We start from the raw sequence: 25,319 nt of genomic DNA, 5'->3' as shown, positions 1-25,319 counted from the left end.
TTCATGCTATAATATATGAAGTAATAAGGATAAAGAGATAGATTTCTTTGTCCTTTTTTTGTGCCAGTGATATTGTCGAATGTGATATAATTTGAGTGTACATACAGTTTAATCACCCTTAAGGAGGGTCTCATGGAATTATTAGCACCGGCAGGAACGTCGGAGAATTTTTTAGCCGCTTTAGAAGCTGGCGCTGATGCTATTTACTTAGGTGGTAAAGTATTCAATGCTAGGGCTAATGCAGCTAATTTTGATATAGCGGAATTAGAAGAGGCCGTACGGTTAGCACATTTGTTAAATGTATCTGTATTTGTAACTGTAAATATTTTAGTTGGCGACACAGAATTAGCTGATTTAAAAGCCTATTTGCAGGAGTTAGAACGAATTCAGGTAGATGCTATTATTGTGCAAGATTTAGCGGTAGCGCAGTTAGCGAAGCAGGTGGCACCAAAGTTACATTTACATGCGAGTACACAGTTGACTGCCACTAATTTGGGAACGGTCCGTTTTTTAGAGCGAATGGGCTTTACCCGAGTTGTATTGGCTCGTGAAATGAGTTTGGCTGAGATTCAGCATATTTGTAAAGAAGCTAAGGCAGAGATTGAGGTTTTTGTTCACGGTGCTCTTTGCGTATGTTATTCTGGGCAATGTTTGATGAGTAGTTTCATCGGTGGTCGCAGTGGTAATCGAGGCGCTTGTGCTCAGCCATGTCGATTGCCTTATGAATTATTAGATGGCAAAGGCCAAACTATTAATGGCGCTGATGAAGCGTATATTATGAGTCCTAAGGATTTAAATTATAGCGAGTATATGAGTGAACTCATGGCAGCAGGTGTTGCTTCTTTTAAAGTAGAAGGGCGCATGAAAAAGGCCTCTTATGTACGTGAAGTGATTGGCTCGTATCGAACGATTATTGATCGAGCGGGCAAATCGACTAAAAAAGAGCAAGCCCGTTTAAAGGAAGGATTTAATCGCGGTTTTTCAACAGCTTATTTAGAAAATCGTTCGAGTCGTGAAATGATTACAGCGGTAGCACCAGGTAATCGTGGTAAGCGAATTGGACCTAGTGATGATGGCCCTAAAAAGACAGTATGGCAAAATTTGCAAGATTTTGGTCGGAAATATGAAGTGCATGCTTACTTAGATGGTGTAGAAGGGGCAGCACCACAGTTGACGTTATTATTAGAAGATGGTAAATCGGTTACTGTAAGTGCTGATTATGTGGTGCAACGGGCACAAAAAGTACCAACAAGTCGTGAAAAAGTAATGGAGCAATTAGGTCGTTTAGGTACGACTGTTTTTTCATTAGCTTCTTTATATATGCCCGATGAGCCGTTTATGTGGCCTAGCAGTGTGCTAAATCAGATGCGCCGGGATGGAGTTGCTCGGTTAGAAGAATTGTTACTAGCACAGCATGAAATGGAAATGGACACCACTTTACAGCGCATAGAATCAGCAATTCAACAAGAGTTTCACAATCGTCCAAATTATGCCTCTATGACAACCGCAAATTTACCGGCTAAGTCATTAATGGGGAATCCGGATTTGCCATTAGTGTCGGTACAGTTAGATGAAGAGTGGCAAATTGAACCAGCTATTTTAGCGGGGGCACAAAAAATTATATTTGGTGGTGATCGTTTACAGCGGACACCTTATGATTTAGATGTATATGCACGAGTGGTGGCGCTTTGTAAAACGCACCAGGTACCTTGCGTATTGGCAACGCCTCGTATTGTGCGAGATAGTGAAGTAACCAGCTATTTGCCAACGTTACAAGCGATGATTGAGGCCAAGCCTGATGGGATTAGCATTCATTTTTTAGGCGCTTTAGAATGGTTACAAGAGTTAGGCTATACAGGTTCTATTGAAGGGGATAGCAGTTTGCAACTTTTTAATAAAGAAGCAGTACAGCAGGTAGCTCAGTTTGTGTTGCGAAGTGTAGTGCTTTCTCAAGAAGCGACGCTTAAACAGATTAGTAGTATTATAAAACAGACGTCGTTACCAATTGAATGCATTGTCCATGGCTTGACAGAATTGATGATTTCGGAATATTGTGTAATCAGTAGCTTTGCGGGTATTGGTAAAAAAGAAGGCTGTCCAGCTCCATGTTTAAAGGATTCATATGTATTAAAAGATCGTTTGGGCGAGCAATTTTCGCTCCGTACGGATCCGTATTGTCGCATGCATATAATGAATAGTCGCATGCTTGATATGAGAGCGTATATACCAGATTTAGTAAGACGTAAGCTTGCTATATTGCGTATTGATGGTCGACAACAATCTAAAGCATGGTTGCAAGAAACGGTACAAGCCTATGTAGGGATTTTACAAGGTTCATTACCAGTACCACCTAAAAATGAAGCTGTACCAGTGACAAGAGGTCACTATTTTAAAGGGATTTTCTAGAAGTCATGATTTTCTAGAAGTTATATAGAGTATTACCTAATATAGGAGGGATAGATATATCTATGAACAGTGAAAAACTGTTAGATTTTGATTTAATTCGGGAACGGTTAGCAGAGGCTTGTTCGTCACGGATTGCTAAGGAATTAGCTCGTGAGCTTACGCCTTTAACGGATCCGATTGCCATAAAGACGGCCTTAGATGAAACGGTAGAAGCTGTTAATTCACTACAAATGGAGATTGAACAGCCTATCGGAGGGACTCGAGATATTCGGGAAGCTTGTTCTAAAAGCCGTAAAGAGATTATTTTAACTCATGATGAGTTATGGGATATTTACACAACGCTAAGTGCGTATAAACGGATGTATAGTTTTTTTCACAGTAAATATACATCCTATCCATTGCTTTCGTTGTGGATTCAAGATATGCCACGCCATGATGGATTGGAACGCAAATTTGAGCGAGTATTTGATAAAAAAGGGAATCTTATGGATTCGGCTTCGCCTAAATTACAACATTTGCGGACAACTATTGTGCGTACGAAAGAACGGATCAAGTCTGATATTCAGGCTATTATTCATGACCCAGATAATCAGAAATATTTTCAGGAAGCATTGGTTACACAGCGCAATAATCGCTATGTAATTCCAGTCAAACAAGAGTATCGGTATGCCTTTGAAGGGCTTATTCATGATCGCTCTGCTACGGGGGCTACTCTGTATATTGAGCCGATGCGCCTTGTTAATTTAAATAATGATTTACAAGAAGCTATGTTGGCAGAAGAAGAAGAAGTGCGCCGTATTTATAAGGATTTGTCCTTAGCAGTACGCAAGGATAGCAATACTTTGATGGATGCTTGTGAACGAGTGTCTCATGTAGAGTTTGTATATGGTAAGGCTTCTTTGGCTATTGCCATGAAGGCTACACCAGCTATTATTAGTGGTGCTCGTGAAGTAAAATTGATGAATGCACGGCATCCTCTGATTCCGGCTAATGTAGTGGTACCGACTACGATTACATTAGGTACATCCTATCGTATTTTGCTGATTACAGGGTCTAATACAGGTGGTAAAACGGTAGCTATGAAGACCTTAGGTCTACTTAGTTTAATGAATCAAGCAGGTCTTCATATTCCTGCTGATACAGGCTCGATATTACCTATATTTAACACGATTTATGCTGATATAGGTGATGAACAAAGTATTGAAGCTAGTTTAAGTACTTTTTCTGCTCATATGACCCAAGTGGTGCGTATTTTAAAAGTAGCGGGTGCTAAAGACTTAGTGTTACTTGATGAATTGGGCTCTGGCACCGATCCTGAAGAAGGGAGTGCTTTGGCGGTAGCGTTACTCGAATATTTCCGCAAACGAGGCCCTCTTATGATGGTAAGTACGCATTATAATGAGCTAAAACGTTATGCGTATAATACGGAAGGTATTGAAAATGGTCATGTGGAATTTGATGAGCGCACCTTGCGACCAACGTATCGACTTCATATTGGTGTGGCTGGTAGTAGTCATGCTTTAAGTATTGCTTCACGCTTAGGGGTTCCTCGAGAAGTGATTGATTATGCGAAACAACATCGTGAAGGGTCAGATCATCGTGACATGGAAGAAGTGTTGAGCGACCTAAATGAACAATTACGCAAAAATCAGGCGAAGGAGCGAGCTCTTAAGAAAGAATTAGATGAAGCACGACGCATGCGCACGCAAGCTGATCGTGAAAAGAAACAACTGAATGAACGACGTAAGCAGATTTTAAGTAAGGCACAAGAAGAAGCTCAACAGTTGAAACAGTCTATTCGTGTAGAAGGGGAGCAGATTATTAAAGAGTTGAAGTCTCAGTTCTCTGAAACCAATAAGACAAAACGCCAAGAGGCGATTACAAAAGCACGAAAAAATATTTCTGGCGTACATGTGCCAGAATTGGAGCAAGAAACACGCACGCCTGTGAATGTAAAAGAGCTTCAGGTGGGTCAAACTGTTTTTGTGACGTCTTTAAATGCTGTGGGTACAGTTGAAGCGATTCAAGGCAAACGAATTCAAGTTGCGGTGAATGGTTTATCGGCGAATGTGAAAGTGGCTGATTTAGCACTGGCTAGTCGTGAAGAAACTAATAATTTACGGCGTAAGCAAGAGGCGGTACAACCAAAACCACGAAAACGTGCTGGTGGTTCTGCTGTTGAACGACAAAAGCATGCTACGACAGAGTTAAATGTAATTGGACAAACTGTGGATGAAGCTAATCAGAATGTAGGTCATTTTATTGACCAAGCTTTGATGGCGGGCATTTCACCAGTGCGGATTGTACATGGTAAAGGTACAGGCGCGTTGCGGGCAGGTATTCATCAGTATTTAAAAACATTGCCACATATTAGTCGGTATGAAATTGCCGGCTATGATGAAGGCGGTGCAGGCGCGACTTTAGTATATTTAAAATAAAGATAACTTTTGTTAGAAATGTGGCCTTAAGCTGTTTACTTCTATAGTGTAAGGTGATACCATATGTGGCATAGGTATGATATAATGAGCTATATGACTTATTATTCGTAATGAGAGGTGTCGTATGAGTTTACAACGTTCGTCCCAAAGAGGGCGACAAGTTAAGAGTAGAACAACAGCGGGTAAATCACCGAAGAAGAAGTCTCCAGTCCGTCGCTTCCTATGGATTGTGGGCATTCTACTGTTTTTGATTATTGCAGGAGCTGGCTGTGGCTTTATTGGTGCCACTATGTCAGATTTGCCAGAAGTGGCCAATGTAAAACCAGCTGCATCCTCGCAAATTTATGATGTGCATGGTAATCTGCTTACTACCGTTCATGCTACGGAAAATCGGTTACCTGTAAAATTATCGCAAGTACCAAAAAACTTGCAAAATGCTTTTATTGCTACAGAAGACGTTCGTTTTTATAGTCATCATGGTATTGACCCCGTCGGCATTATGCGTGCTATTTGGGTAAATATTGCTCATGATGGAGTAGCTGAAGGTGGTAGTACCATTACGCAGCAATTAGCGCGTAATGCCTTTTTAACGCAAGACCGCACGCTTAAACGTAAGATTATGGAAGCTATGTTGGCGTTGCGCATAGAACAGTACTATACAAAACAAGAAATTTTAGAAATGTATATGAACCAAATATACTTCGGTCAAGGGGCCTATGGTGTGCAAGCAGCGGCTCATGTATACTTTGGTAAAAATGTACAGGACTTAGATTTAGCACAATGTGCTATGTTAGCTGGCTTACCACAAAGCCCTAACTATTATTCGCCATTGACGAATTTAAAAGCTGGTAAAGCGCGTCAAGCCATTGTATTAAATCAGATGGCAAAGTATGAATATATTGATCAAGCTACAGCCGATGCAGCTAAAGAAGCTGATTTAGGGCTTCGTGAAAAGGCTGAAGTAGCTCATAGTGATACAAATGCGTCATACTTCATCGATTATGTTATTTCAGAAATTGCTGAAAAATATGGTGATGATGCTATCTATAAAGATGGGTTGAAAGTATATACTACAATTGATATGAAAGCTCAGGAAGCAGCTGTTAGAGCTATGCATAATTTGCCTGACTTCTATACTGATTCTAATGGTTTACAACAACCACAGGGCGCTTTGGTAGCGATTAATCCACACAATGGGTATATTGTAGCTATGGTAGGTGGTCGTGGTGATGACTCCTTTAATCGTGCTGTGCTAGCAGAACGTCAACCAGGGTCAGCTTTTAAACCATTTGTTTACTTGGCGGCTATCCAAGATGGCATGACACCAGGTACTGTTATGGAAGATAAGAAGCTCGACTTTAATGGTTGGAGTCCTAAAAACTATGAAGGCACTTATTCTGGTAATATGACCCTTCGCTATGCGTTACAGCATTCGGTTAATACCATTGCCGTGCAGTTAGCGGATAAAGTAGGGATGAATAAAATCATTGATTTATCCTCCGCATTGGGTATTTCTACCTTAGTTAAAGATGGCGAGCCTAATGACTATAACTTGGCAGTTGCCTTGGGTGGTTTAACACAAGGGGTTAAACCGATTGACATGGCTGTTGCTTATGGTACCCTTGCTAATGGTGGTGTTAAAGTAAAACCAGTAGCGATTACGAAGATTGTGGATCGCAATGGACAAGTGGTTGAAGAAAATAGCACTGAAGAAAAACGCGTAGTAGATCCTAAATATGCGTATGTTATCACTAACATGTTAGAATCAGTTATGTCTGGTGGTACTGGTGGTGGCGCCTCAATTGGTCGTCCTGCAGCTGGTAAAACAGGGACAACTGATGAATCAAAAGATGCGTGGTTTGTAGGTTACACACCTGATTTAGTCGCTGCTGTTTGGATGGGCGATGACTATGGTGTTGAGACACTGAATGAAATTACTGGTGGTACTGTACCAGCAGTAATTTGGCGTGATTTTATGTCTGAAGCGTTAACAGCTATGGATATTCCAGCTAGTGATTTCACGGTGCCGCCAGGGGCTGCAGCTATTGCTAACCAAGGCTATGCACCTCCTCCTAAGAAAGAAGATCCTAAGGAGAAAGATAAAGATAAAGTAAAAAAAGACGATAAAGATAGTAAAGAAGAAGCTGTAAGCGAGGAGTCTGCGAGTTCTGAAGATGAGAGCAAAGAAGAACCAGCTAAAAAGCCAGCTAAGAAATCATCAAAATCGAGTAAAGATGAGTAGTTAGTTTAGAGGAGGAAGATTGATGAAAACATTGGAAGAACAATTACGCCTGATTAAACATGGCGTGGAAAATTTACTTCCAGAAGAAGATTTTAAAAAGAAATTAGCAAAATCTATTGCTGAAAATAAACCATTAAAAATTAAACTGGGCCTTGATCCAACCGCACCAGATATTCATTTGGGACATACGGTAGTGTTACGTAAATTAAAAACATTCCAGGATTTAGGTCATCAAATTATTATTTTGATTGGTGATTTTACAGCTCGTATCGGTGATCCTACTGGTAAAAGTGTAACTCGTCCTCCTCTTGATGAAGCGGCTGTAGCACATAATGCTATGACCTATAAAGAACAGATTTTTAAAGTGCTTGATGAGTCAAAGACTAAAGTTGTTTATAATAGCGAATGGCTTAGTAAATTATCTTTTGAAGATGTACTAAAACTATCTGCTAAATATACGGTGGCTCGCATGTTGGAACGGGATGATTTCCAAAAGCGTTATACAGAAGGGCGCCCTATTGGAGTTCATGAATTTATGTATCCATTGATGCAGGGTTATGATTCAGTAGCACTTGAAGCTGATATTGAGTTTGGCGGTACTGATCAGACCTTCAACTTATTAATGGGGCGTCATTTACAAGAAGAATATGGTCAAGCACCACAGACAATTATTACTATGCCTATTTTAGAAGGTCTTGATGGCGTTCAAAAGATGAGTAAATCCTTGGGGAATTACATTGGCATTAGCGAGGCTCCAGCAGAAATGTATGGTAAAGCTATGTCAATTCCTGATGAGCTTATGATGCGTTACTTTATGTTAGTAACGGATATGTCTATTGAAGAACAAGAAGAATTAGGCAAAGCCTTAGAAGCTGGCACAGCGCATCCTCGTGATACAAAAATGAAATTGGCTCATACCATTGTTCGTTTGTATCATGGTGAAGAGGCGGCTAATGAAGCGCAGGAACAGTTTATTCGGGTATTCCAAAAGCATGATTTACCAACGGATATTCCTGAATATGCTATGGCAAAACCATCAGAGCCTGTATATGTACCACAGTTATTAACAGATGCAGGTTTAACAGCAAGTAATAGTGAAGCACGTCGTTCCATTAAAGCTGGTGCCTTTAAAATTAATGGTGAAAAATGTGCTGACGAAAATATTGAACTAGCAGATGATATGGTGCTACAAGTAGGTAAACGTAAATTTATCAAAATTAAATTCAATTAATGTGCTGCACTATATAATATGTTGCACTATATAATGCAGTTATACATGTATTATATGAATATAAGCTATAACGTACACTGTATGAGATAAGCTATAACAAGAAATATACTTTAATGTATAAAAGACCCAGAGTTAAAACGTACAATTAACTCTGGGTCTTTTTATTTTGATTACATAGTTAGATAGTGCTTAATAGGTATATGTAACTATATTTAGTGTAGTTGTTTCTGTGCTAATGGCTATGCAATATATGAATAATATTCTATAAAGTGTGAAATATAATTGACATTTCATTAAATGTGTTGTACTATTTACTTAGTTGATGTATTTCTTTTCTTCAGGAGGTTTCATATAATGAATCGTGAAAATGCATATGTACTTTGGTTTGATGAATTAAAGCGTGAAGATGTAGCCTTAGTTGGTGGTAAATCTTCTTCGTTAGGGGAAATGACTTCCTCCACAAATGTACCTGTACCATACGGTTTTGCTACAACTGCTCATGGCTATCGGTTCTTTATGGAACGTACTGGTTTAGAAGACAAAATTAAAGCAGAACTTGATAAATTAGATGATGTAGAAAATTCTGCCTTGTTACGTGAAATTTGTGCTAATATTCGCAAATTAATTTGTGATGCAGAAATGCCACAGGAATTAGCAGAAGCTATTGAAAAAGCCTATGCTGAATTGGGACAGAAAGTAAATGAAGACAATCCTTTCGTAGCAGTTCGTTCTAGTGCGACGGCTGAAGATTTACCAGATGCAAGTTTTGCAGGCCAACAAGATACATACTTAAATGTTCGTGGTGCTGATGTAATTATCCAAAAAGTAAAAGAATGCTACGCATCTACATTTACAGATCGCGCTACTTACTATCGTGTAAAACAAGGTTTTGACCATATGACTGTAGCTTTGAGTGCAGCTATTCAGATGATGGTATTCTCCAAATCTGCTGGTGTTATGTTTACAGTTGACCTTGTGACTGGTAATGATGAAAGTATTTTAATTGAAGGGTCTTGGGGCCTTGGGGAATATGTAGTACAAGGAACAGTTACGCCAGATAACTTCACTGTTAATAAAAAAGCAATGAAAATCGAAAGTCGTATGATTAACGATAAAAATATTGCGCTTGTTCGTAATCCTGATGGAGACTGTGCTGAAATAGTAATTCCAGAAGAACAAGCTAAGGCACAAGTGCTTACTGATGAACAAGTTCTTGAGTTAGCTTCCTATGCTAAAGCTATTGAAAAACATTACGGTTGCTACATGGATATGGAATGGGGCGTTGATGAACGAGATAATAAGATTTGGATCTTACAAGCTCGTCCAGAAACAGTTTGGTCCCGTAAAAATAAAGATGAAAAACCAGCGGAAGAAGCTGTACAAACTACAACATCTCGTGAAATCGTGGTAAAAGGTTTACCAGCTAGTCCTGGTAAAGCGGCTGGTAAAGCTCATGTTATTTTAGACCCAGCTGATATTGATAGTTTCAAAGAAGGGGAAATTCTTGTTACTACAATGACGGCACCGGACTGGGTACCAGCTATGAAAAAAGCTAAAGCGATTGTAACTGATGCGGGCGGTATGACTTGTCATGCATCTATCGTAAGTCGTGAATTAGGCATTCCTTGTATCGTTGGTACTAAAAGCCGCAGTGAAGAAGGCACAAAACGCATTGCTGATGGTCAGATGATTACTGTAGATGCAACAAATGGTATCGTATATGATGGCATTTTAGAAGATGCTGTAAAACCAAAAGCAGAAGCTTCGGCACAAGTAGTTAGTGAATATATTCCAGTAACAGGCACTAAAGTATATATGAATCTTGGTGACCCTGATTTAGCTGAAAAATATGGTGTTTTACCATGTGATGGCATTGGTTTGATGCGTGAAGAGTTTATTTGGACTACCTTCATCCATGAACATCCATTGCATTTGATTGAAACTGGTCGTAGCCAATTCGCTATTGATACATTAGCTGAAGGTATGCGTAAAGTATGTCAGGCATTGGCACCTCGTCAAGTAGTGCTTCGCTTAAGCGATTTCAAATCTAGCGAATATCGTGATTTAAATGGTGGCGATAAGCACGAACCACATGAATCCAGTGCTTTACTTGGCTGGCGTGGTGCTTCTCGTTACTATGACCCTAAATATGCACCAGCTTTCCAATTGGAATTAGCAGCTATTCGTAAAGTTCGTGAAGAATATGGTTTCAAAAACTTACAAGTTATGATTCCATTCTGCCGTACCGTACAAGAAGCTGCAGAAGTAACGCGCGTAATGGCTGAAAATGGTTTGGCACGCAGTGCTGATTTCAAAATTTGGCTCATGGCTGAAATTCCAGCAAACATTATCTTAGCTGATCAATTTAACCAATATGTAGATGGCTACTCTATCGGCTCCAATGACTTAACTATGTTAATTCTTGGTTGTGACCGTGATAATGAAACGGTACAACATATTTATGATGAACGTAATTTGGCAATCCGTCGTGCGATTCATCACCTAATCGAAGTAGCTCATCGTGATGGCAAAACAGTATCTATTTGTGGACAAGCACCAAGTGTATATCCTGATTTCTGTGAATTCTTGGTACGCAGTGGTATTGACTCCATTTCTGTAAATCCAGATGCTGTAAAAGCTACGAAGAAAATGGTGGCTCAGTTAGAACAACGTATTATGCTTGACGCTGTGACTGGTCGCGGTCGCACTCTTGGTAATGAATTAGAGTGGTAATAATACTATGTGAAATAAACAGGAGGCTACATAGCCTCCTGTTTTTTATAGACGCTGCAACATGTGAAGTATTATATGAAGTATTATATAGAAATTATTAAGTATCATATGGAAACATGTGAAACATAATATGGAATCATATGAAATATAATGTGGAAACATATGTAATATACAGTAGAAGCACATAAAGCCTACTATGTTTCAGCTACTAAAGTGAAAGGAGGGTATACTTTGCAATTAACCGCACGGCAAGATAAAATAGTTCATATTGTAAAGGAAGAAGGCCCTATTACAGGTAAAGCTATTGCCGCAAAATTAGAATTAACAAGATCGGCGTTACGTTCTGATTTAACAGTGTTAACTATGATGGGGCTGCTCGATGCAAGACCTAAAGTAGGGTATTATTATATTGGTCAACAAGGTGTTAGCCCAGTAGCTAATGAGATTCGTCAATTTACTGTAGGGCAAGTGATGGCTCAAGCAGTAGCGGTAACAGCGGATACTAATTTGTATGATACGATTGTAACCATGTTTACGGAAGATGTGGGAACCGTGCTGATTTGTGATGAAGGTTATTTGCTAGGTTTAGTTTCACGTAAAGATTTATTGCGTGCAGCGATTGGGCAAAATGACCCCAAAACAATGCCTATTTCTATGATTATGACCCCCGTAAGTAAAATGATTTCCTGCTATATAGAAGATAGCGTTGTAGAGGCAGCGCAGCGCATGATTGATTATGAAGTAGATTGCTTACCTATTGTTGAATTGGAAATAGAGAATAACCGTAGACGCTATAAAGTATTAGGGCGTGTTTCTAAAACAACCGTGACTAAATTATTTTTAGATTGTGGTGTGAAATAATATATACCTATAATTTTTAGGTGCATTAATAGTAATAAGCATTGTATAATAAATATATAGCGTATGTAGATTGTATATAGCTTGTACAAGTTTGGTTAGGCTATTACAAGTAGATTAAATAAGCTCTCATAAGTGAGGTGTGGCATGGAAAAAAATAAGATTATTTTTGCAATTTCTGACTCATTAGGTGAAACTGCTGAATCTGTGGCTCGGGCAACGGCCAGTCAATTTGATAAAGAAAGTATAGATATTATTCGTATTCCCTATATTAGTCAAGAATCGCAGATTGATGATGTAGTTAAAGAAGCAGCTCAAGGAAAACATATTATTTGTCATACTATTGTATCGCCTACTTTGCGCCGCTATTTACATAATGAAGCACAAAATCAAGGTGTAAAAGCGGTTGATATTATGGGACCTGTTTTGGATGCTGTAGGGAGTGTAGCAGATACTCGCCCACGTTTGACAGCGGGTATGATTCATAAATTGGACCAAGAGTATTTTAAAAAGGTAGAAGCGATTGAGTTTGCTGTTAAGTATGATGATGGCAAAAACCCATCAGGTTTTGAAAAAGCAGATATCGTTATTATTGGTGTTTCTCGTACAAGTAAAACACCATTATCTATGTTTTTAGCGTATAAAAAAATAAAGGCCGCTAACTTGCCGTTAGTGCCTGAAGTACCATTACCAGAAGAATTATTTAAAGTACCACCTAAAAAAGTAGTGGGCCTTATTATTGATCCCTATAAATTGAATAATATTCGTAGTGAACGCTTGCGTACAATGGGGCTTGATGGGGAAGCTAATTATGCTACCGTTGCTCGCATTGAAGAAGAATTAGCATATGCGAAAGCGGTTATGCGCCGGGTACATTGTCCTGTATTGGATGTATCGAATAAATCAATTGAAGAAACAGCTTCTTTTGTGATGCAGATTATTGAACGAAATAAACAGCAGGAGCAAGGCCGTTAGGAGGCTTACATGACTATTCGAGAAGAAATTGAAGCGAGAGAAGACTTAATATTGTCGCCACAGGCAACTAAAAGTAGCACGGCTAAACGAGATCGAGAAGAAGCGCCAGATCCTTTGCGTACAGCTTTTCAACGCGATAGAGACCGTATTATTCACAGTAAATGTTTTCGTCGCTTAAAACATAAAACCCAAGTATATATTGCACCAGGGGATCATTACAGAACACGGATGACTCATACTCTTGAAGTAGGGCAGATAGGACGTACTGTAGCACGAGCATTGCGCCTTAATGAGGATTTAGTAGAAGCTATTGCTATGGGCCATGATGTAGGACATACGCCGTTTGGGCATGTGGGGGAATATGCCTTACGTGATTTGGTGGGACATTTTAATCATAATGAACAAAGTTTGCGAACCTTAGAAGTTTTAGAAAAAGATGGGCAAGGTCTTAATTTGACTAAGGAAGTGCGTGATGGTATTTTAGGTCACACTGGTGTTCATAAACCTATGACTATGGAGGGGCAAATTATACGTTTAGCCGATCGAATTGCTTATTTGTGTCATGATTTTGATGATGCACAGCGTGCGGGGATGTTATCCATTGAAGATTTGCCAAGTTCAGTGCGAGAAGTATTGGGGACTACACCATCGCAGATGATTACCACGATGGTTATGGATATGGTGCGTGAATCAATGGACAAAACAGAAATTTTTATGTCCGATGATGTAACCAATGTGATGAATGAATTTAGGCGATTTATGTTTACAGCAGTATATAAAGCACCTACTTTAATACCTGATCGAAATCGAGCGGCTCATGTAGTGAAATATTTATTTTTACATTATTTAGAGAATCCTGAATTATTGCGCCATGAAATCGTCCGTCATGGTGGTGATGCAGAGCGCATGATTACACTGACTGATATTGTAGATTATGTGGCTGGTTTAACAGATCAGTATGCTATTAAACTGTTTAAAGAGATATATATCCCTAGAATTTGGGATCCCGCTAATTAAAATATGGTATTTCTTAAAAAGGGCAATAAAAAACTGCTATGACAAATGTCATAGCAGTTTTTTTAGAGTACATGTACCTTCTTATTTTTTACGCGCGTGTAATTTTATCGGAACGAAGGCAGCGAGTGCATACATTTACCTTTTTGGTTTCGCCGTCTACAATTGCTCGTACTCTCTGGATGTTTGGCTTCCAGGTCCTTTTCGTGCGGATGTGAGAGTGACTCACGTTCATACCGCTAGTGGTGGTTTTGCCACATACTTCGCAAAGGTTTGCCATAATTTCCACCTCCAAGCATAATTTACAACATAACATATGTATTTTATCACAAGGGGACAGAATAAAGCAAGTACATAATTAAATTCGTTGACGAATCATATAAATTGCCGTACTATCTTTCTTAACAGTATTATTATATCATAGATTTACAGATTATAAATGGATTTTCCGCAGTGAGATATAGGTTTAAATAGTAGTTTAATAGTTTAAGTTTGTATAAAGGTAGTGGACGTTAGGAGGTGTAGTGAAATATATGGAAGAATCCCTGTTAACTATTAAAGGGGTAGGGCCTAGCCGTGTGAAACAGCTGAATAAGCTGGGCATTACCGATGTATCTTCATTGTTAATATATTTTCCTCGCACGTATGAAGATCGTAGTGCTACATATTGTATTGGCGCTTTGAAGCAAGGCGCTGTAGGTGCTACGGAAGGCACTGTTTTACATATACAGGAAAAGAAGCCTCGTCGAGGTCTATCTATTTTGGAGATTACCATTGGTGATGCTACTGGTCGCATGAAAGTGGTATTGTTTAATCAGGGCTATAAGAAAAACTTTTATAAAGTAGGCCAGCGTCTTCATGTATATGGTAAGGTGGAGTTTGCCTATGGCTCTTTACAAATGAATACGCCTCATATTGAAACATTGCGTGATGGACAACAGGCAGAGGCTGGTATTGTACCAGTATACCCTTTGGTTGAAGGGGTAGGTCAATTTGTTGTTCGCCAAGCTATTACTAATTGGTTGGCAGCTAATGATTCACTGCCAGAACTGCTACCAGCTGAGATTAGGCAAGAACAGAATTTTATGTCTCGCTATGAAGCGTTTAAAGAAATGCATAGTCCTTTGACGGTTGAACGCTATGAATTGGCTCGCAAACAATTAGCCTATGAAGAATTATTTATTATGCAAGCAGGATTATTATTGTTACGCGCTAAAGAACAAGAAGAGCAAGGCATCAAAATGCAGCCTTCAGGGGCTATGGTAAGGGCGTTTTTAGAACAATTACCTTTTGCATTGACTGGCGATCAAAGTCGAGCGTTTCAGGATATTGCTACAGATATGGAAGCGGAACGACCGATGCGCCGTTTATTACAAGGTGATGTTGGATCTGGTAAAACTGTTGTGGGGGCATTAGCTTTAATTAAAGCGGTAGAGAATGGCTATCAAGGAGCTTTGATGGCGCCTACGGAAATTTTGGCACAGCAGCATTATGAGAGTTTGCAAGAACTTATGAAACCTTGGCTAAAACCAATAGCTACAGACACTAAACCAAATGAGAGTGAGGATTTATTTACTCTTGGTGATAGGGGTATAGCTACTCGTGATGAAGCGGAGTTAGCAAACGTTGCTCCGAACTTGCGGATGGCTTTATTAACAGGCTCTACTAAAACCGCTGATCGTCAGGCTATTTATGAAGGGCTAGCTGATGGGACAATTGATGTAGTAATTGGTACGCATGCGCTTATTCAAGAGGCGGTGCAGTTTAAGAAATTGGCAATAGTCATCGTTGATGAGCAACACCGATTTGGCGTAGAGCAACGGGCGACTTTACAGCGTAAAGGCACAAATCCACATATGCTAGTTATGACGGCTACCCCGATTCCACGGACTATGACATTATCTATTTATGGTGACTTAGAGGTCAGTTTGATTAAAGAAATGCCACCAGGGCGTAAGCCGGTGCTTACTTATGCGGTAGATTCATCGTATAAAGAGCGTTTACATACTTTCTTTGAAAAAGAGATGACCGCAGGCCATCAAGTATATGTAGTCTGTCCTTTAGTAGAAGAGTCTGAAAAACTTGATTTAGTAGCAGCGGAGCAACTATATGAGGAGTTAGCTGAAAAATATAATCGCAAATTTGGCGTAGGTCTTGTTCATGGCCGTATGAGTGCGACTGATAAAGAAGCGGTTATGGAAGCTTTTTATAAAGGGCAAACTAAGCTTTTGGTGTCGACGACGGTTATTGAAGTAGGGGTTAATGTACCTAATGCAACAATTATGTGTGTGGAAGGGGCCGAGCGTTTTGGTCTATCCCAACTACATCAGTTGCGTGGTCGAGTTGGGCGTGGCAGTACGCAGTCATATTGTGTTTTAGTGAGCGATAGCCGTAGTGAAGAGAGTCGCCAGCGCTTACAAGTTATGACTGAAACACAAGATGGTTTTGTGGTAGCTGAACAAGATTTATTGCTACGTGGCTCAGGTCAACTTTTTGGGTTAGCCCAATCAGGATTACCTGATTTAAGATTAGCGAATATTTTAAAAGATATAGATTTACTTGTGGCGGCACGACAAGATGCTAAATTGTGGTTACAGCAAGTTGGCTTTGAAGCGGGTGTTATACAGATGAAACCTGAATTGATACGTCGTTTTGGTGATAGTTTTCAGCGTATTATTTATAGCTAAGCTAATTATGATATGGGGGAATGAAAAATTCTGCTTTCATCTTGATAGAATTTGAGAAAATACTGTATTTTAGCATGTACAGAATAGGCCTTTTGAAGTATAATAATACGATAGAGAAGTCTATACAGCTAAATGATAAAGGTTTGTATAGGTAAAGACGTTTTCGATGATGGAGGTTGAGTAGAATGCCAATTATTCGTGTAGAATTAGTAGAAGGGCGTACCTTTGAACAGAAGAAAGAATTAGGCGAAGTGATTACTAAAGCGACAGCTGAAATTATTAAAGTGCCTAAAGAAGCGGTAAAAGTTATTTTTACTGATATGAAAGCAGATAACTTTATGGAAGCTGGCGTAATGCGCTGCGAAAAATAAGCGAATTACCAGTTTTGATGTATTAACAATGGATTGGTAATATAAGCCAATTACATTGTATGGCTAAGTAGAGTGAATCGATAAGAAATTAAGGAGAAAGGAAGTTACCATGAGAGAAGATAAGTTTGGGTTACGTGGTCTAACATTTGATGATGTATTATTAGTGCCAGCAGCATCTGATGTGTTGCCAAATCAAGTGGATTTGACTACGCACCTAACTCGTGATATTAAGCTCAATATTCCAATGATTAGTTCTGGTATGGATACTGTTACGGAATCTCGGATGGCCATTGCTATGGCTCGTGAAGGTGGCATGGGCGTTATTCACAAAAATATGTCCATCGAAGAACAGGCTCATGAGGTGGATAAAGTAAAGCGTTCCGAACATGGTATCATCGTTGATCCAATTTATTTGAGTCCACAAAATCTATTGTCGGATGCAGAAGAATTAATGCGTAAGTATGCCATTTCAGGAGTGCCTATTACGGAAAATGGTAAATTAGTAGGTATTATTACGAACCGTGATATGCGCTTTGAAAATGAATTAAATCGACCAATTGGTGAAGTTATGACTAAAGAAAATCTTGTCACTGCACCAGTAGGAACTTCTTTAGAGGAAGCAAAGGCGATTTTACGTCAACATCGTATTGAAAAATTACCTTTGGTAGATGAAGCGGGCATTTTAAAAGGCTTAATTACCATTAAAGATATTGAAAAAGCAACTAAATATCCTAATTCTGCAAAAGATGGTAGTGGCCGTTTGTTAGTAGGTGCGGCTGTAGGGGTAAGTAAAGATTTATATGATCGTATGGATGCTTTAGTGGCTGCTAAAGTTGACGTAATTATCGTAGATACAGCGCATGGTCATTCAGCAGGCGTGTTACGTACTTTAAAAGAATTAAAAGCAGCGAACCCACATATTCCAGTAATTGCGGGGAATGTAGCTACTGCAGCGGGCACAGAGGCTTTAATTGAAGCTGGTGCAGATGCTGTTAAAGTTGGTATTGGGCCTGGTTCTATTTGTACTACTCGCGTTATTGCTGGTATTGGTGTACCACAAATTACAGCTGTTTATGAATGTGCAGCCGTAGGTCGTCGTTACAATATTCCAATCATTGCTGATGGGGGGATTAAATATTCTGGCGATATTGCGAAGGCTATTGCAGCAGGTGCTAATGTTGTTATGATGGGTAACATTCTAGCTGGTACTGATGAAAGTCCAGGCGAAACTGTTATTTATCAAGGTCGTAGCTACAAAGTGTACCGTGGTATGGGCAGCTTAGGCGCTATGAAACTTGGAAGTAAAGATCGTTATTTCCAAACAGAAGCTAAGAAACTTGTACCAGAAGGTATTGAAGGACGCGTACCTTATAAAGGTATGTTAGCGGACACTATATTCCAAATGGTAGGTGGTTTACGAGCAAGTATGGGGTATTGTGGTTGTCATAATATCCAAGAAATGATTAATGATACTCAGTTTATCCAAATTACTGCTGCTGGGCTTAAAGAAAGTCATCCACATGATGTAAGCATCACGGTGGAAGCGCCTAACTATAGCGGCTGATTATTGAGGTGTATTTGTTTTGCGTAATCAATTGAGCATTCTTGATGTGCCGGTTGATGTTATAACCATGAATGAAGCAGTTCAGCGTGTACAGAATTTATATTCTGAGCCGGGGCTACATACTGTAGTCACGGTTAACGCTGAAATGGTTATGCGTGCCCGACATGATAAAGAATTGCACGACATTTTAAAACAAGCAGATTTAGCCGTCCCAGATGGGGCTGGTGTATTATGGGCTGCCGAACAACTAGGGCAGCATATTCCAGAACGCGTAGCTGGTTGTGATTTAGCAGTGGCTTTATTGCAAAAAGCAGCGCAACATAAAACGCCTGTGTATTTTTTAGGGGCCGCACCTGGCGTAGCTGAGCAAGCGGTAAAAAATATGGAGGCTAAAGTAGGTTCGTTAGAAGTAGTCGGTATCCACTCCGGCTTTTTTGATGAGCAAGAGGAAACAAAGATTATTCAGGCGATTGAAGCAGGGCAGACTAAATTAGTATTAGTCGCATTAGGTGTGCCTAAGCAAGAAAAATGGATGACTACTAAGTTAGCTCATTTAGATGGTGTTGTAGCTATTGGTTTAGGTGGTTCTTTTGATGTAATGGCTGGTACGGTAAAACGAGCTCCTAAATGGATGCAACGGAATCGATTGGAATGGTTATATCGATTGTTAAATCAGCCTCAACGGCTTGGTCGTATGATGGCACTGCCTAAATTTATGTGGGCAGTGAAACAAGCAAAAAAATAGAGAGGTGGTGCGAGATGCCCACAGGGTTTATTGTTAAAGATGGGTATCCTTTCATTGGGGTAACCTTTCTGATAGCTATTTTGACAGGATATTTTTTATCCCCTTATATAGCGATTATACCCTTAATACTGGCTTGCTTTTTCACGTTCTTTTTTAGGAATCCTAACCGTGTGATTCCTATTGATCCAGATGTATTGGTTTCACCAGCTGATGGTAAGGTCATGGAAGTAAGTGAAGTATATGAAGATTTATTCTTAAATACAGAATGTAAAAAGGTAACAATTTTCTTATCTGTTTTTGATGTGCACGTAAATCGGGCACCGATGGAAGGGAAAATTACGTTCCGACAATATACATGTGGCGGTTTTTTACCAGCTTATAAAAAAAGCGTAGGCTATGAAAACGAACGTCACTCCATTGGCATTGACAATGGACGCATTGAAATTTTAGTTACACAAATAGCAGGATTATTAGCCCGTCGTATAGTATCGTGGACTGATTTAGGGAATACATTAGCGAAAGGCCAATTATATGGGATGATTAAATTTGGTTCTTGTACGGAAATTTTTGTGCCTAAGTCAGTAGATATTTGCGTTAAAAAAGGCGATTACGTACGAGGTGGAGAATCAATTATCGGGAGGCTGCAAAAAAATGGATAAATCAATATTTCCAAATTTGTTTACGGCTGCTAATTTATCCTTTGGCGTCGTAGGCATTACTATGGCGGCTAACGGTGAATTTACATGGGCAGCGATTTGTGTGTTATTGTCATTATTAGCTGATGGCTGTGATGGTCGTGTAGCACGCGCACTTGGCGTGTCAGGCCCAATGGGGCGCGAATTAGATTCCTTAGCTGATGTAGTCGGCTTTGGTGTAGCGCCAGCATATATGTTATATATGTATCAATTGAGTCATACTGGTTGGCTTGGCTATGTGCCATTGTTGGCATTTTCTGTTTTTGGTGCTTTTCGCTTAGCGCGGTTTAATATTATGACGGATGAAGTACATGGTTACTTTTTAGGTTTACCAATTCCTGCAGCTGGTTGTATGGCGGCAACCTATGTGTTATCAGGTATTCAATTACCAGAATGGGTATTGATGATATTAATGATTATTGTGGGCTATTTAATGGTGAGCCGTGTTCATCATCCTGATTTTAAAGGCAAAGGGGCCGATCCAGTTAATACATTAGCCTTAGCTATTGTTGCCATTTTAGGGATTATCGCCTTAGTGCTTGATTGGCATAGTTGGCCAGTTCTTATCTTTGCGTTATACGCTGTCTTTGGCATTTGTAATACTATTATTAATCTTGTAAAACGGTGAGAGGTGAAGGACGTAAATGGATTATATTCTTGACCTTATCATGATTCCCTTACAAGTAATTATTGTATTCTATACAATTTATTACTTTGTGTTAGCTGTATCGGGAATGTGGCGAAGGAAAGAAAAAAAGAATTATACGCCTAAGAACTCGTTTGCCATTATCATATGTGCTCATAATGAAGAGGCTGTTGTAGGCCAATTAGTGGAAAATCTGAAAATTTTAGATTATCCTAAGGAGTTATATGATATTTTTGTAGTAGCAGATAATTGTACCGATCAAACAGCGATTATTGCTCGTGAAGCAGGGGCTTGTGTATATGAGCGTGAAAATCGCGAAGAAGTCGGTAAAGGCTATGCCATGGGCTGGATGTTTAATCGGATTTATGAAATGGATCGTAAATATGATGCCTTTGTCATATTTGATGCCGATAATTTAGTCCATCCTAATTTCTTATTGGAGATGAATCACCATTTAGAGTTAGGAGAACCAGTTATTCAAGGCTATTTAAATGCTAAAAATCCTACTGATACATGGGTAGCTGGCACATTTGCCATCGCTTTTTGGCAAGTGAACCATATGTGGCATTTGGCGAAATATAATCTAGGCCTGTCAACGGCACTAGGTGGCACAGGGATGTGTATTCGTACAGATATTATTAAAGACTATGGTTGGGATTGTAATTGCTTGACTGAAGATATGGAATTTTCTATGAAATTATTAATTCATGGAATTAAGACAACGTGGGCACATGATGCTATCGTATACGATGAAAAACCGTTAGGCTTTATGCAGTCATGGCGTCAACGTAAGCGTTGGGCACAAGGCCATTTTGATTGTGGTGAACGTTATATTCCTAAATTATTTGTCGAAGGGATTAAACAAGGCAATTTCCGTATTTTAGATGGGATTGTTCAAATTAGTCAGCCATATTTCTTATTAGTATCTACTTTTTATTTGATTATGACATATATCAATGCATATGTGCCAATTTATACTAATATTATTTACCAGATTTTACCGGTTACAGTATGGACGATTATTGGGATAGGACAGTATTTATTCCCGCTGATTGTATTGGCAAGTATCAAAGTACCACCTAAAGTTTGGTTATATTATTTAGTATATCCATTATTTATGTATAGTTGGGTGCCGGTTACATTCTTAGGCTATTTAAATCGCCACGACAAAGTATGGGCTCACACAGAACATACTCGTGGGGTTTCCTTAGGCGATGTGAAATTGACACGCATGGGCGATGCGAATCATAAGATAAAAAAATAAAATTGAAATTAGAGTTTATGTGCAATGCGCATAAATCGTAGCGAGTTATAAAAAGTGCCTATTAATAGGCACTTTTTTAATATATAATAATAGATGTAATATTAATTAATAATAGGCTCTTTAATAGAGCTATATTATAAGTAGTTATACTGGCTATTATAAAAAGAAGTGAATAGCCTGTTTTATGGTGAAAGAAAGGATCTATAAACGACTATGCACATTTTATTAACAAATGATGACGGCGTATGGGCTAAAGGTATATTGGATTTGGGGGCAGAATTAGCTAAGCATCACCGTGTAACGGTTATTGCACCTGAAGTAGAGCAGAGTGCTAAATCACATGCCATTACAATTCAAATGCCAGTTCGTTTGCGTCGATTTTCTGAAGATGTTGACAATCCTAGACGTTTCGCAGTTACTGGCACACCTACTGATTGTATGAAGTTTGCGCTTTCCCATTTCTTAAAAAATGATATGCCTGACTTAGTTGTATCTGGCGTAAATAATGGTTTTAATTTAGGCTCCGATGCCTTGTATTCAGGCACTGTTAGTGCGGCTATGGAGGCTATGTTTTACAATGTACCAGCCTTAGCAGTATCTGTTGAACGCTATAGTCCAACGCGCAGTGCGGAAATTATGCCATTTATTCGAGAGTTTATTGAAGAAGTATATGAAAAACAGCAGTATAGAGGCCTTTTAAATATGAATTTTGCTAAAGAAGGACTAGTAGGTTGGGCTAATTGTGAAATTCTAGATCAGGGCTTGCAACAGTATTATGATATTATCGATCCACGCGAAGATCGTAAGGGTCGTAAATATTATTGGATTGGCGGTAAATTAGGATTTGAACCAGAAGCCACGCCAACGGATGTAGCCTCTGTAAAAGAAGGTAAGGTTACTGTGGTGGCATTAACTTGGAAACAACAAGATGCAGCGGGAACCGCTCAAATGCGCAATATTCTTGGCGAGGTTAAAAATCAGTAAAGTTGTAAATCAGTAAAATAGTGAAACCGCAAATGAGTAAGACCGCAAAAGAGTAAAACCATAAAATAGTAAAACCAAAAAATAGAAAAAGCGAAAAATAGAAAAAGCGAAAAAATTGAAAAATTGAAAAATGGCTAAACAATAAGTAAAGAAGGTTAGTTTTTATGTATTATAATGAAGTATTTAACACGCATATTTTTAATACAGCAAAAGCCTTAGCCTATGGTTTTAAAAAAGTAGGTCAGGTTTATGTTCTCCGTAGGCATTTGAGTCAAGATTCATTGGTGGCTGATTTTGAAATTGCTAAAGATAGTTTGAAAGTTACCATTTATGAGATGCCAGAACAGGTAGAATACGAATTATTTAATGTGTTAAGTAGTGAAGGGGCTTTTATTGGCCAAGTGAGAGACGAAATTAAGACCTTACTTACCGATGTTGTAGCGAATAGTTTTGATTCTTTTAATGTACGCAAAGAACTTCTTGCTTATGTGTATGAACAGTATGGGACAATTCCTGAAGAGCCGTGGGATAAATTTGCGTCTTATTGTACCTTAAAAACTAAGTATTCAAAAAAGTGGTATGGTTTGTTTATGAATATTCCATATGCGTATTTAATGAAGGATAAAACAGGCTATATTGATGTACTTAATGTAAAGGTAAAGCCTGAAACCATTGAAAACTTGGTGGATAATCATCATATATTTCCGGCCTATCATATGAATAAGAAACACTGGATAACCATTGTTCTTGACCAAGCTACTGATGTGGAGTTTGTTAAATGCTTATTAAATGATAGCTATACTTTAGTAGAAAAAATAAAAGCCCTGTGAGTGATTCACAGGGCTTTTGTGCATGGGGCTAATTACCATATCTTTTATATTGAATAAACCAGACACGACACGTATAAGCTACGGCTGAGCAAGCGACACCGCCGAGAAGTCCCATCCAAATTCCATAAGGGCCATAATCCATAACAAAGGTGAAAAAGGCGGCAATTGGTAGGCTAAGGCCCCAATAGCAGGTAAGGGCAATTAAAGAAATGATGCGCACATCTTTATAGCCTCGCAATACGCCTTGAAGGGGCGTACCGAAGGCATCAATTACAGTAAAAAATACGGCATAGGACAAGAAACTACTAATTAATCGAATCATATGTGGATCATTGGTATAAAAGCTGGCAATTTCTAGTAAATGTGTAAAACTATACATACAGATGAGGCCAGCAATAACAAGTGCTATTCCGCGAGCAATATAGGCATACTGTTTCGCATCTCGATAGCGCGTGGCACCAACTTCATAACCCACTGCAATGGTAGAAGCAATACTTAGACTTAGAGGGAAACAATAGAATAGATTGGTAAAGCTGATAGCAGCTTGGTGAGCGGCTATAATTTCAGTTCCATAATACGCCATAATTAAACCTACCACACTGAATAAGCTCATTTCGCAGAAAATAGCAATACCGATGGGAATTCCTAATTTTAGCTGCTCCATAACATAAGGTAATTGAAACGTCGGCCACCAGCGGAAAATTCCATAGGCTTTGAAGGCTTTATTATATAGGAGAATAAAGAAGTAGGCAAAGAAGTTATACCAAGAGCAAATGGCTGTAGCAATGCCTGCGCCTATACCACCCAGTGCAGGGAGCCCAAAGTGGCCGAGAATTAAGCCGTAATTTAATAGTACATTTAATAGAAAACTAGACATCATAATGTACATGGAATAATGGGTATAGCCATGACAGTCCACTGTATTACGTAGCACACTACTACACATAAGGGGCACCATACCAAAGGCTACAGCGAGCATATATTGATTGGTAATGGTACGTGTAGCTGGTTCTAAATTAATTAGAGTCAAGATTGGTTGCAGTGCAATAGCACCTAATAGAATAAGGAGAAGTCCAAGGGCTACTGCTAAATACAGACCGTGGCTAATAATAGTAGGAATTGTTTCTTTTTTATTAGCCCCTAAAAGTTGGGCAATAATGGGTGATATGCCTAATAAAATTCCCATAACACCAAAAAAGGAAGCAATCCAAATATTATATCCTACTGAAATGCCCGCTAAATCTACTGTACTGTATTGACCCGTTAATAAGATGGATACAAAGGAGCCTGCGATTAGCGAAAATTGAGTGAGAATAATTGGTAAGGCTAAACGTATAAATAGTTGAATTTTTTCGAAAATTTTAAAGGTTGGGTGCATAGCGCCTCCTTCGTGGATTATTGCAATAAAAAAATCTCCAATGAGTATGGAGAACAGTATTATAGGAAAAATTTACATAATTAATGATTATAATTTTATTGTAACATAGCCCTTTAGGAATGAAAAGTAGAACCTAATTAGTAGAAATTTATAAAATTTATGATTAACTAAGGCTAAACTATCGACAAGCGTAGTTTTTTTCGATATAATAATTTTGCTAGATTGATAAAATGCGATAAAGTTATATTGAAAGATGGG

19 protein-coding genes are annotated in these 25,319 nt (G+C 38.9%); 17 read left to right on the top strand and 2 right to left on the bottom strand.

Annotated elements, in window-relative coordinates; genetic code table 11:
- Positions 1-132: 132 nt before the first annotated feature.
- The 8 genes from NFR27_RS03625 (at position 133) to NFR27_RS03590 (ending at position 13,900) form a co-directional block, all read left to right on the top strand.
- Positions 133-2,406 carry a U32 family peptidase gene (locus NFR27_RS03625; protein ID WP_251454202.1) on the top strand — a complete coding sequence of 758 codons (2,274 nt, stop codon included), beginning with the start codon at positions 133-135 and terminating at the stop codon, positions 2,404-2,406.
- Between the two features lie 62 nt (positions 2,407-2,468).
- On the top strand, positions 2,469-4,844 hold the full coding sequence (locus tag NFR27_RS03620) for an endonuclease MutS2 (protein ID WP_251454199.1): 2,376 nt from the start codon (positions 2,469-2,471) through the stop codon (positions 4,842-4,844).
- A 124-nt stretch (positions 4,845-4,968) separates the two neighbouring features.
- Positions 4,969-7,086 carry a transglycosylase domain-containing protein gene (locus NFR27_RS03615; protein WP_251454198.1) on the top strand — a complete coding sequence of 706 codons (2,118 nt, stop codon included), beginning with the start codon at positions 4,969-4,971 and terminating at the stop codon, positions 7,084-7,086.
- A 22-nt stretch (positions 7,087-7,108) separates the two neighbouring features.
- The gene (gene tyrS, locus NFR27_RS03610) at positions 7,109-8,317 is read left to right on the top strand and encodes a tyrosine--tRNA ligase (protein WP_251454195.1); all 1,209 of its coding nucleotides are present in this window, start codon (positions 7,109-7,111) and stop codon (positions 8,315-8,317) included.
- Between the two features lie 354 nt (positions 8,318-8,671).
- Positions 8,672-11,050 (top strand): phosphoenolpyruvate synthase, encoded by a 2,379-nt coding sequence (ppsA, locus tag NFR27_RS03605; protein ID WP_251439877.1) that lies wholly within the window; start codon positions 8,672-8,674, stop codon positions 11,048-11,050.
- A gap of 231 nt (positions 11,051-11,281) precedes the next feature.
- Positions 11,282-11,911 (top strand): helix-turn-helix transcriptional regulator, encoded by a 630-nt coding sequence (locus NFR27_RS03600; RefSeq protein WP_251454192.1) that lies wholly within the window; start codon positions 11,282-11,284, stop codon positions 11,909-11,911.
- Between the two features lie 144 nt (positions 11,912-12,055).
- Positions 12,056-12,883, top strand: coding sequence for a pyruvate, water dikinase regulatory protein (locus NFR27_RS03595; protein ID WP_251439881.1), 828 nt, complete (start codon positions 12,056-12,058; stop codon positions 12,881-12,883).
- A 9-nt stretch (positions 12,884-12,892) separates the two neighbouring features.
- Positions 12,893-13,900 carry a deoxyguanosinetriphosphate triphosphohydrolase gene (locus NFR27_RS03590; RefSeq protein WP_251454178.1) on the top strand — a complete coding sequence of 336 codons (1,008 nt, stop codon included), beginning with the start codon at positions 12,893-12,895 and terminating at the stop codon, positions 13,898-13,900.
- An 88-nt stretch (positions 13,901-13,988) separates the two neighbouring features.
- Here the strand turns inward: NFR27_RS03590 and rpmB are convergent, their stop codons facing one another.
- A complete protein-coding gene (rpmB, locus tag NFR27_RS03585; protein ID WP_251439886.1) occupies positions 13,989-14,177 on the bottom strand; it encodes a 50S ribosomal protein L28 in 189 nt (62 codons plus the stop codon).
- Between the two features lie 253 nt (positions 14,178-14,430).
- On the opposite strand from rpmB, the gene recG reads away from it, so the two are divergent.
- The 9 genes from recG to NFR27_RS03540 all read left to right on the top strand — a co-directional run bounded on the left by recG (position 14,431) and on the right by NFR27_RS03540 (position 23,683).
- Positions 14,431-16,584 (top strand): ATP-dependent DNA helicase RecG, encoded by a 2,154-nt coding sequence (gene recG, locus NFR27_RS03580; RefSeq protein ID WP_251454176.1) that lies wholly within the window; start codon positions 14,431-14,433, stop codon positions 16,582-16,584.
- Between the two features lie 185 nt (positions 16,585-16,769).
- Positions 16,770-16,955, top strand: coding sequence for a 4-oxalocrotonate tautomerase (locus tag NFR27_RS03575; protein WP_251454174.1), 186 nt, complete (start codon positions 16,770-16,772; stop codon positions 16,953-16,955).
- Positions 16,956-17,064: 109 nt separating this feature from the next.
- The gene (gene guaB, locus NFR27_RS03570; protein WP_251439891.1) at positions 17,065-18,519 is read left to right on the top strand and encodes an IMP dehydrogenase; all 1,455 of its coding nucleotides are present in this window, start codon (positions 17,065-17,067) and stop codon (positions 18,517-18,519) included.
- Between the two features lie 19 nt (positions 18,520-18,538).
- Complete coding sequence (locus NFR27_RS03565; protein WP_251454172.1) at positions 18,539-19,264, top strand: WecB/TagA/CpsF family glycosyltransferase; 726 nt, start codon at positions 18,539-18,541, stop codon at positions 19,262-19,264.
- A 14-nt stretch (positions 19,265-19,278) separates the two neighbouring features.
- The gene (locus NFR27_RS03560) at positions 19,279-19,923 is read left to right on the top strand and encodes a phosphatidylserine decarboxylase family protein (RefSeq protein WP_251454170.1); all 645 of its coding nucleotides are present in this window, start codon (positions 19,279-19,281) and stop codon (positions 19,921-19,923) included.
- Entirely contained in the window at positions 19,916-20,587 is a 672-nt protein-coding gene (pssA, locus tag NFR27_RS03555) for a CDP-diacylglycerol--serine O-phosphatidyltransferase (protein ID WP_251454167.1), read from the top strand. Before NFR27_RS03560 ends, pssA begins: the two co-directional genes overlap by 8 nt.
- Before the next feature lie 16 nt (positions 20,588-20,603).
- On the top strand, positions 20,604-21,869 hold the full coding sequence (locus tag NFR27_RS03550) for a glycosyltransferase family 2 protein (protein ID WP_251454164.1): 1,266 nt from the start codon (positions 20,604-20,606) through the stop codon (positions 21,867-21,869).
- 213 nt (positions 21,870-22,082) lie between these two features.
- Positions 22,083-22,853, top strand: coding sequence for a 5'/3'-nucleotidase SurE (surE, locus tag NFR27_RS03545; RefSeq protein ID WP_251454161.1), 771 nt, complete (start codon positions 22,083-22,085; stop codon positions 22,851-22,853).
- Between the two features lie 164 nt (positions 22,854-23,017).
- Positions 23,018-23,683 (top strand): MmcQ/YjbR family DNA-binding protein, encoded by a 666-nt coding sequence (locus tag NFR27_RS03540; protein WP_251454158.1) that lies wholly within the window; start codon positions 23,018-23,020, stop codon positions 23,681-23,683.
- Between the two features lie 28 nt (positions 23,684-23,711).
- Here NFR27_RS03540 and NFR27_RS03535 read toward each other — a convergent pair whose 3' ends face one another.
- On the bottom strand, positions 23,712-25,061 hold the full coding sequence (locus tag NFR27_RS03535; RefSeq protein ID WP_251454155.1) for an MATE family efflux transporter: 1,350 nt from the start codon (positions 25,059-25,061) through the stop codon (positions 23,712-23,714).
- Positions 25,062-25,319 lie beyond the last annotated feature (258 nt).

This window comes from Veillonella intestinalis, from assembly GCF_943192895.1.
GTDB classification, from domain to species: domain Bacteria; phylum Bacillota; class Negativicutes; order Veillonellales; family Veillonellaceae; genus Veillonella_A; species Veillonella_A intestinalis.
This window is presented reverse-complemented; position numbering and strand designations above follow the sequence as displayed.

Bases quoted from the DNA above. Each gene is read 5' to 3' on its own strand.
- NFR27_RS03625 (WP_251454202.1), top strand. From the start codon at position 133: ATGGAATTATTAGCACCGGCAGGAACGTCGGAGAATTTTTTAGCCGCT.
- NFR27_RS03620 (WP_251454199.1), top strand. From the start codon at position 2,469: ATGAACAGTGAAAAACTGTTAGATTTTGATTTAATTCGGGAACGGTTA.
- NFR27_RS03615 (WP_251454198.1), top strand. From the start codon at position 4,969: ATGAGTTTACAACGTTCGTCCCAAAGAGGGCGACAAGTTAAGAGTAGA.
- tyrS (WP_251454195.1), top strand. From the start codon at position 7,109: ATGAAAACATTGGAAGAACAATTACGCCTGATTAAACATGGCGTGGAA.
- ppsA (WP_251439877.1), top strand. From the start codon at position 8,672: ATGAATCGTGAAAATGCATATGTACTTTGGTTTGATGAATTAAAGCGT.
- NFR27_RS03595 (WP_251439881.1), top strand. From the start codon at position 12,056: ATGGAAAAAAATAAGATTATTTTTGCAATTTCTGACTCATTAGGTGAA.
- NFR27_RS03590 (WP_251454178.1), top strand. From the start codon at position 12,893: ATGACTATTCGAGAAGAAATTGAAGCGAGAGAAGACTTAATATTGTCG.
- rpmB (WP_251439886.1), bottom strand. From the start codon at position 14,177: ATGGCAAACCTTTGCGAAGTATGTGGCAAAACCACCACTAGCGGTATG.
- recG (WP_251454176.1), top strand. From the start codon at position 14,431: ATGGAAGAATCCCTGTTAACTATTAAAGGGGTAGGGCCTAGCCGTGTG.
- NFR27_RS03575 (WP_251454174.1), top strand. From the start codon at position 16,770: ATGCCAATTATTCGTGTAGAATTAGTAGAAGGGCGTACCTTTGAACAG.
- guaB (WP_251439891.1), top strand. From the start codon at position 17,065: ATGAGAGAAGATAAGTTTGGGTTACGTGGTCTAACATTTGATGATGTA.
- NFR27_RS03560 (WP_251454170.1), top strand. From the start codon at position 19,279: ATGCCCACAGGGTTTATTGTTAAAGATGGGTATCCTTTCATTGGGGTA.
- pssA (WP_251454167.1), top strand. From the start codon at position 19,916: ATGGATAAATCAATATTTCCAAATTTGTTTACGGCTGCTAATTTATCC.
- NFR27_RS03550 (WP_251454164.1), top strand. From the start codon at position 20,604: ATGGATTATATTCTTGACCTTATCATGATTCCCTTACAAGTAATTATT.
- surE (WP_251454161.1), top strand. From the start codon at position 22,083: ATGCACATTTTATTAACAAATGATGACGGCGTATGGGCTAAAGGTATA.
- NFR27_RS03540 (WP_251454158.1), top strand. From the start codon at position 23,018: ATGTATTATAATGAAGTATTTAACACGCATATTTTTAATACAGCAAAA.
- NFR27_RS03535 (WP_251454155.1), bottom strand. From the start codon at position 25,061: ATGCACCCAACCTTTAAAATTTTCGAAAAAATTCAACTATTTATACGT.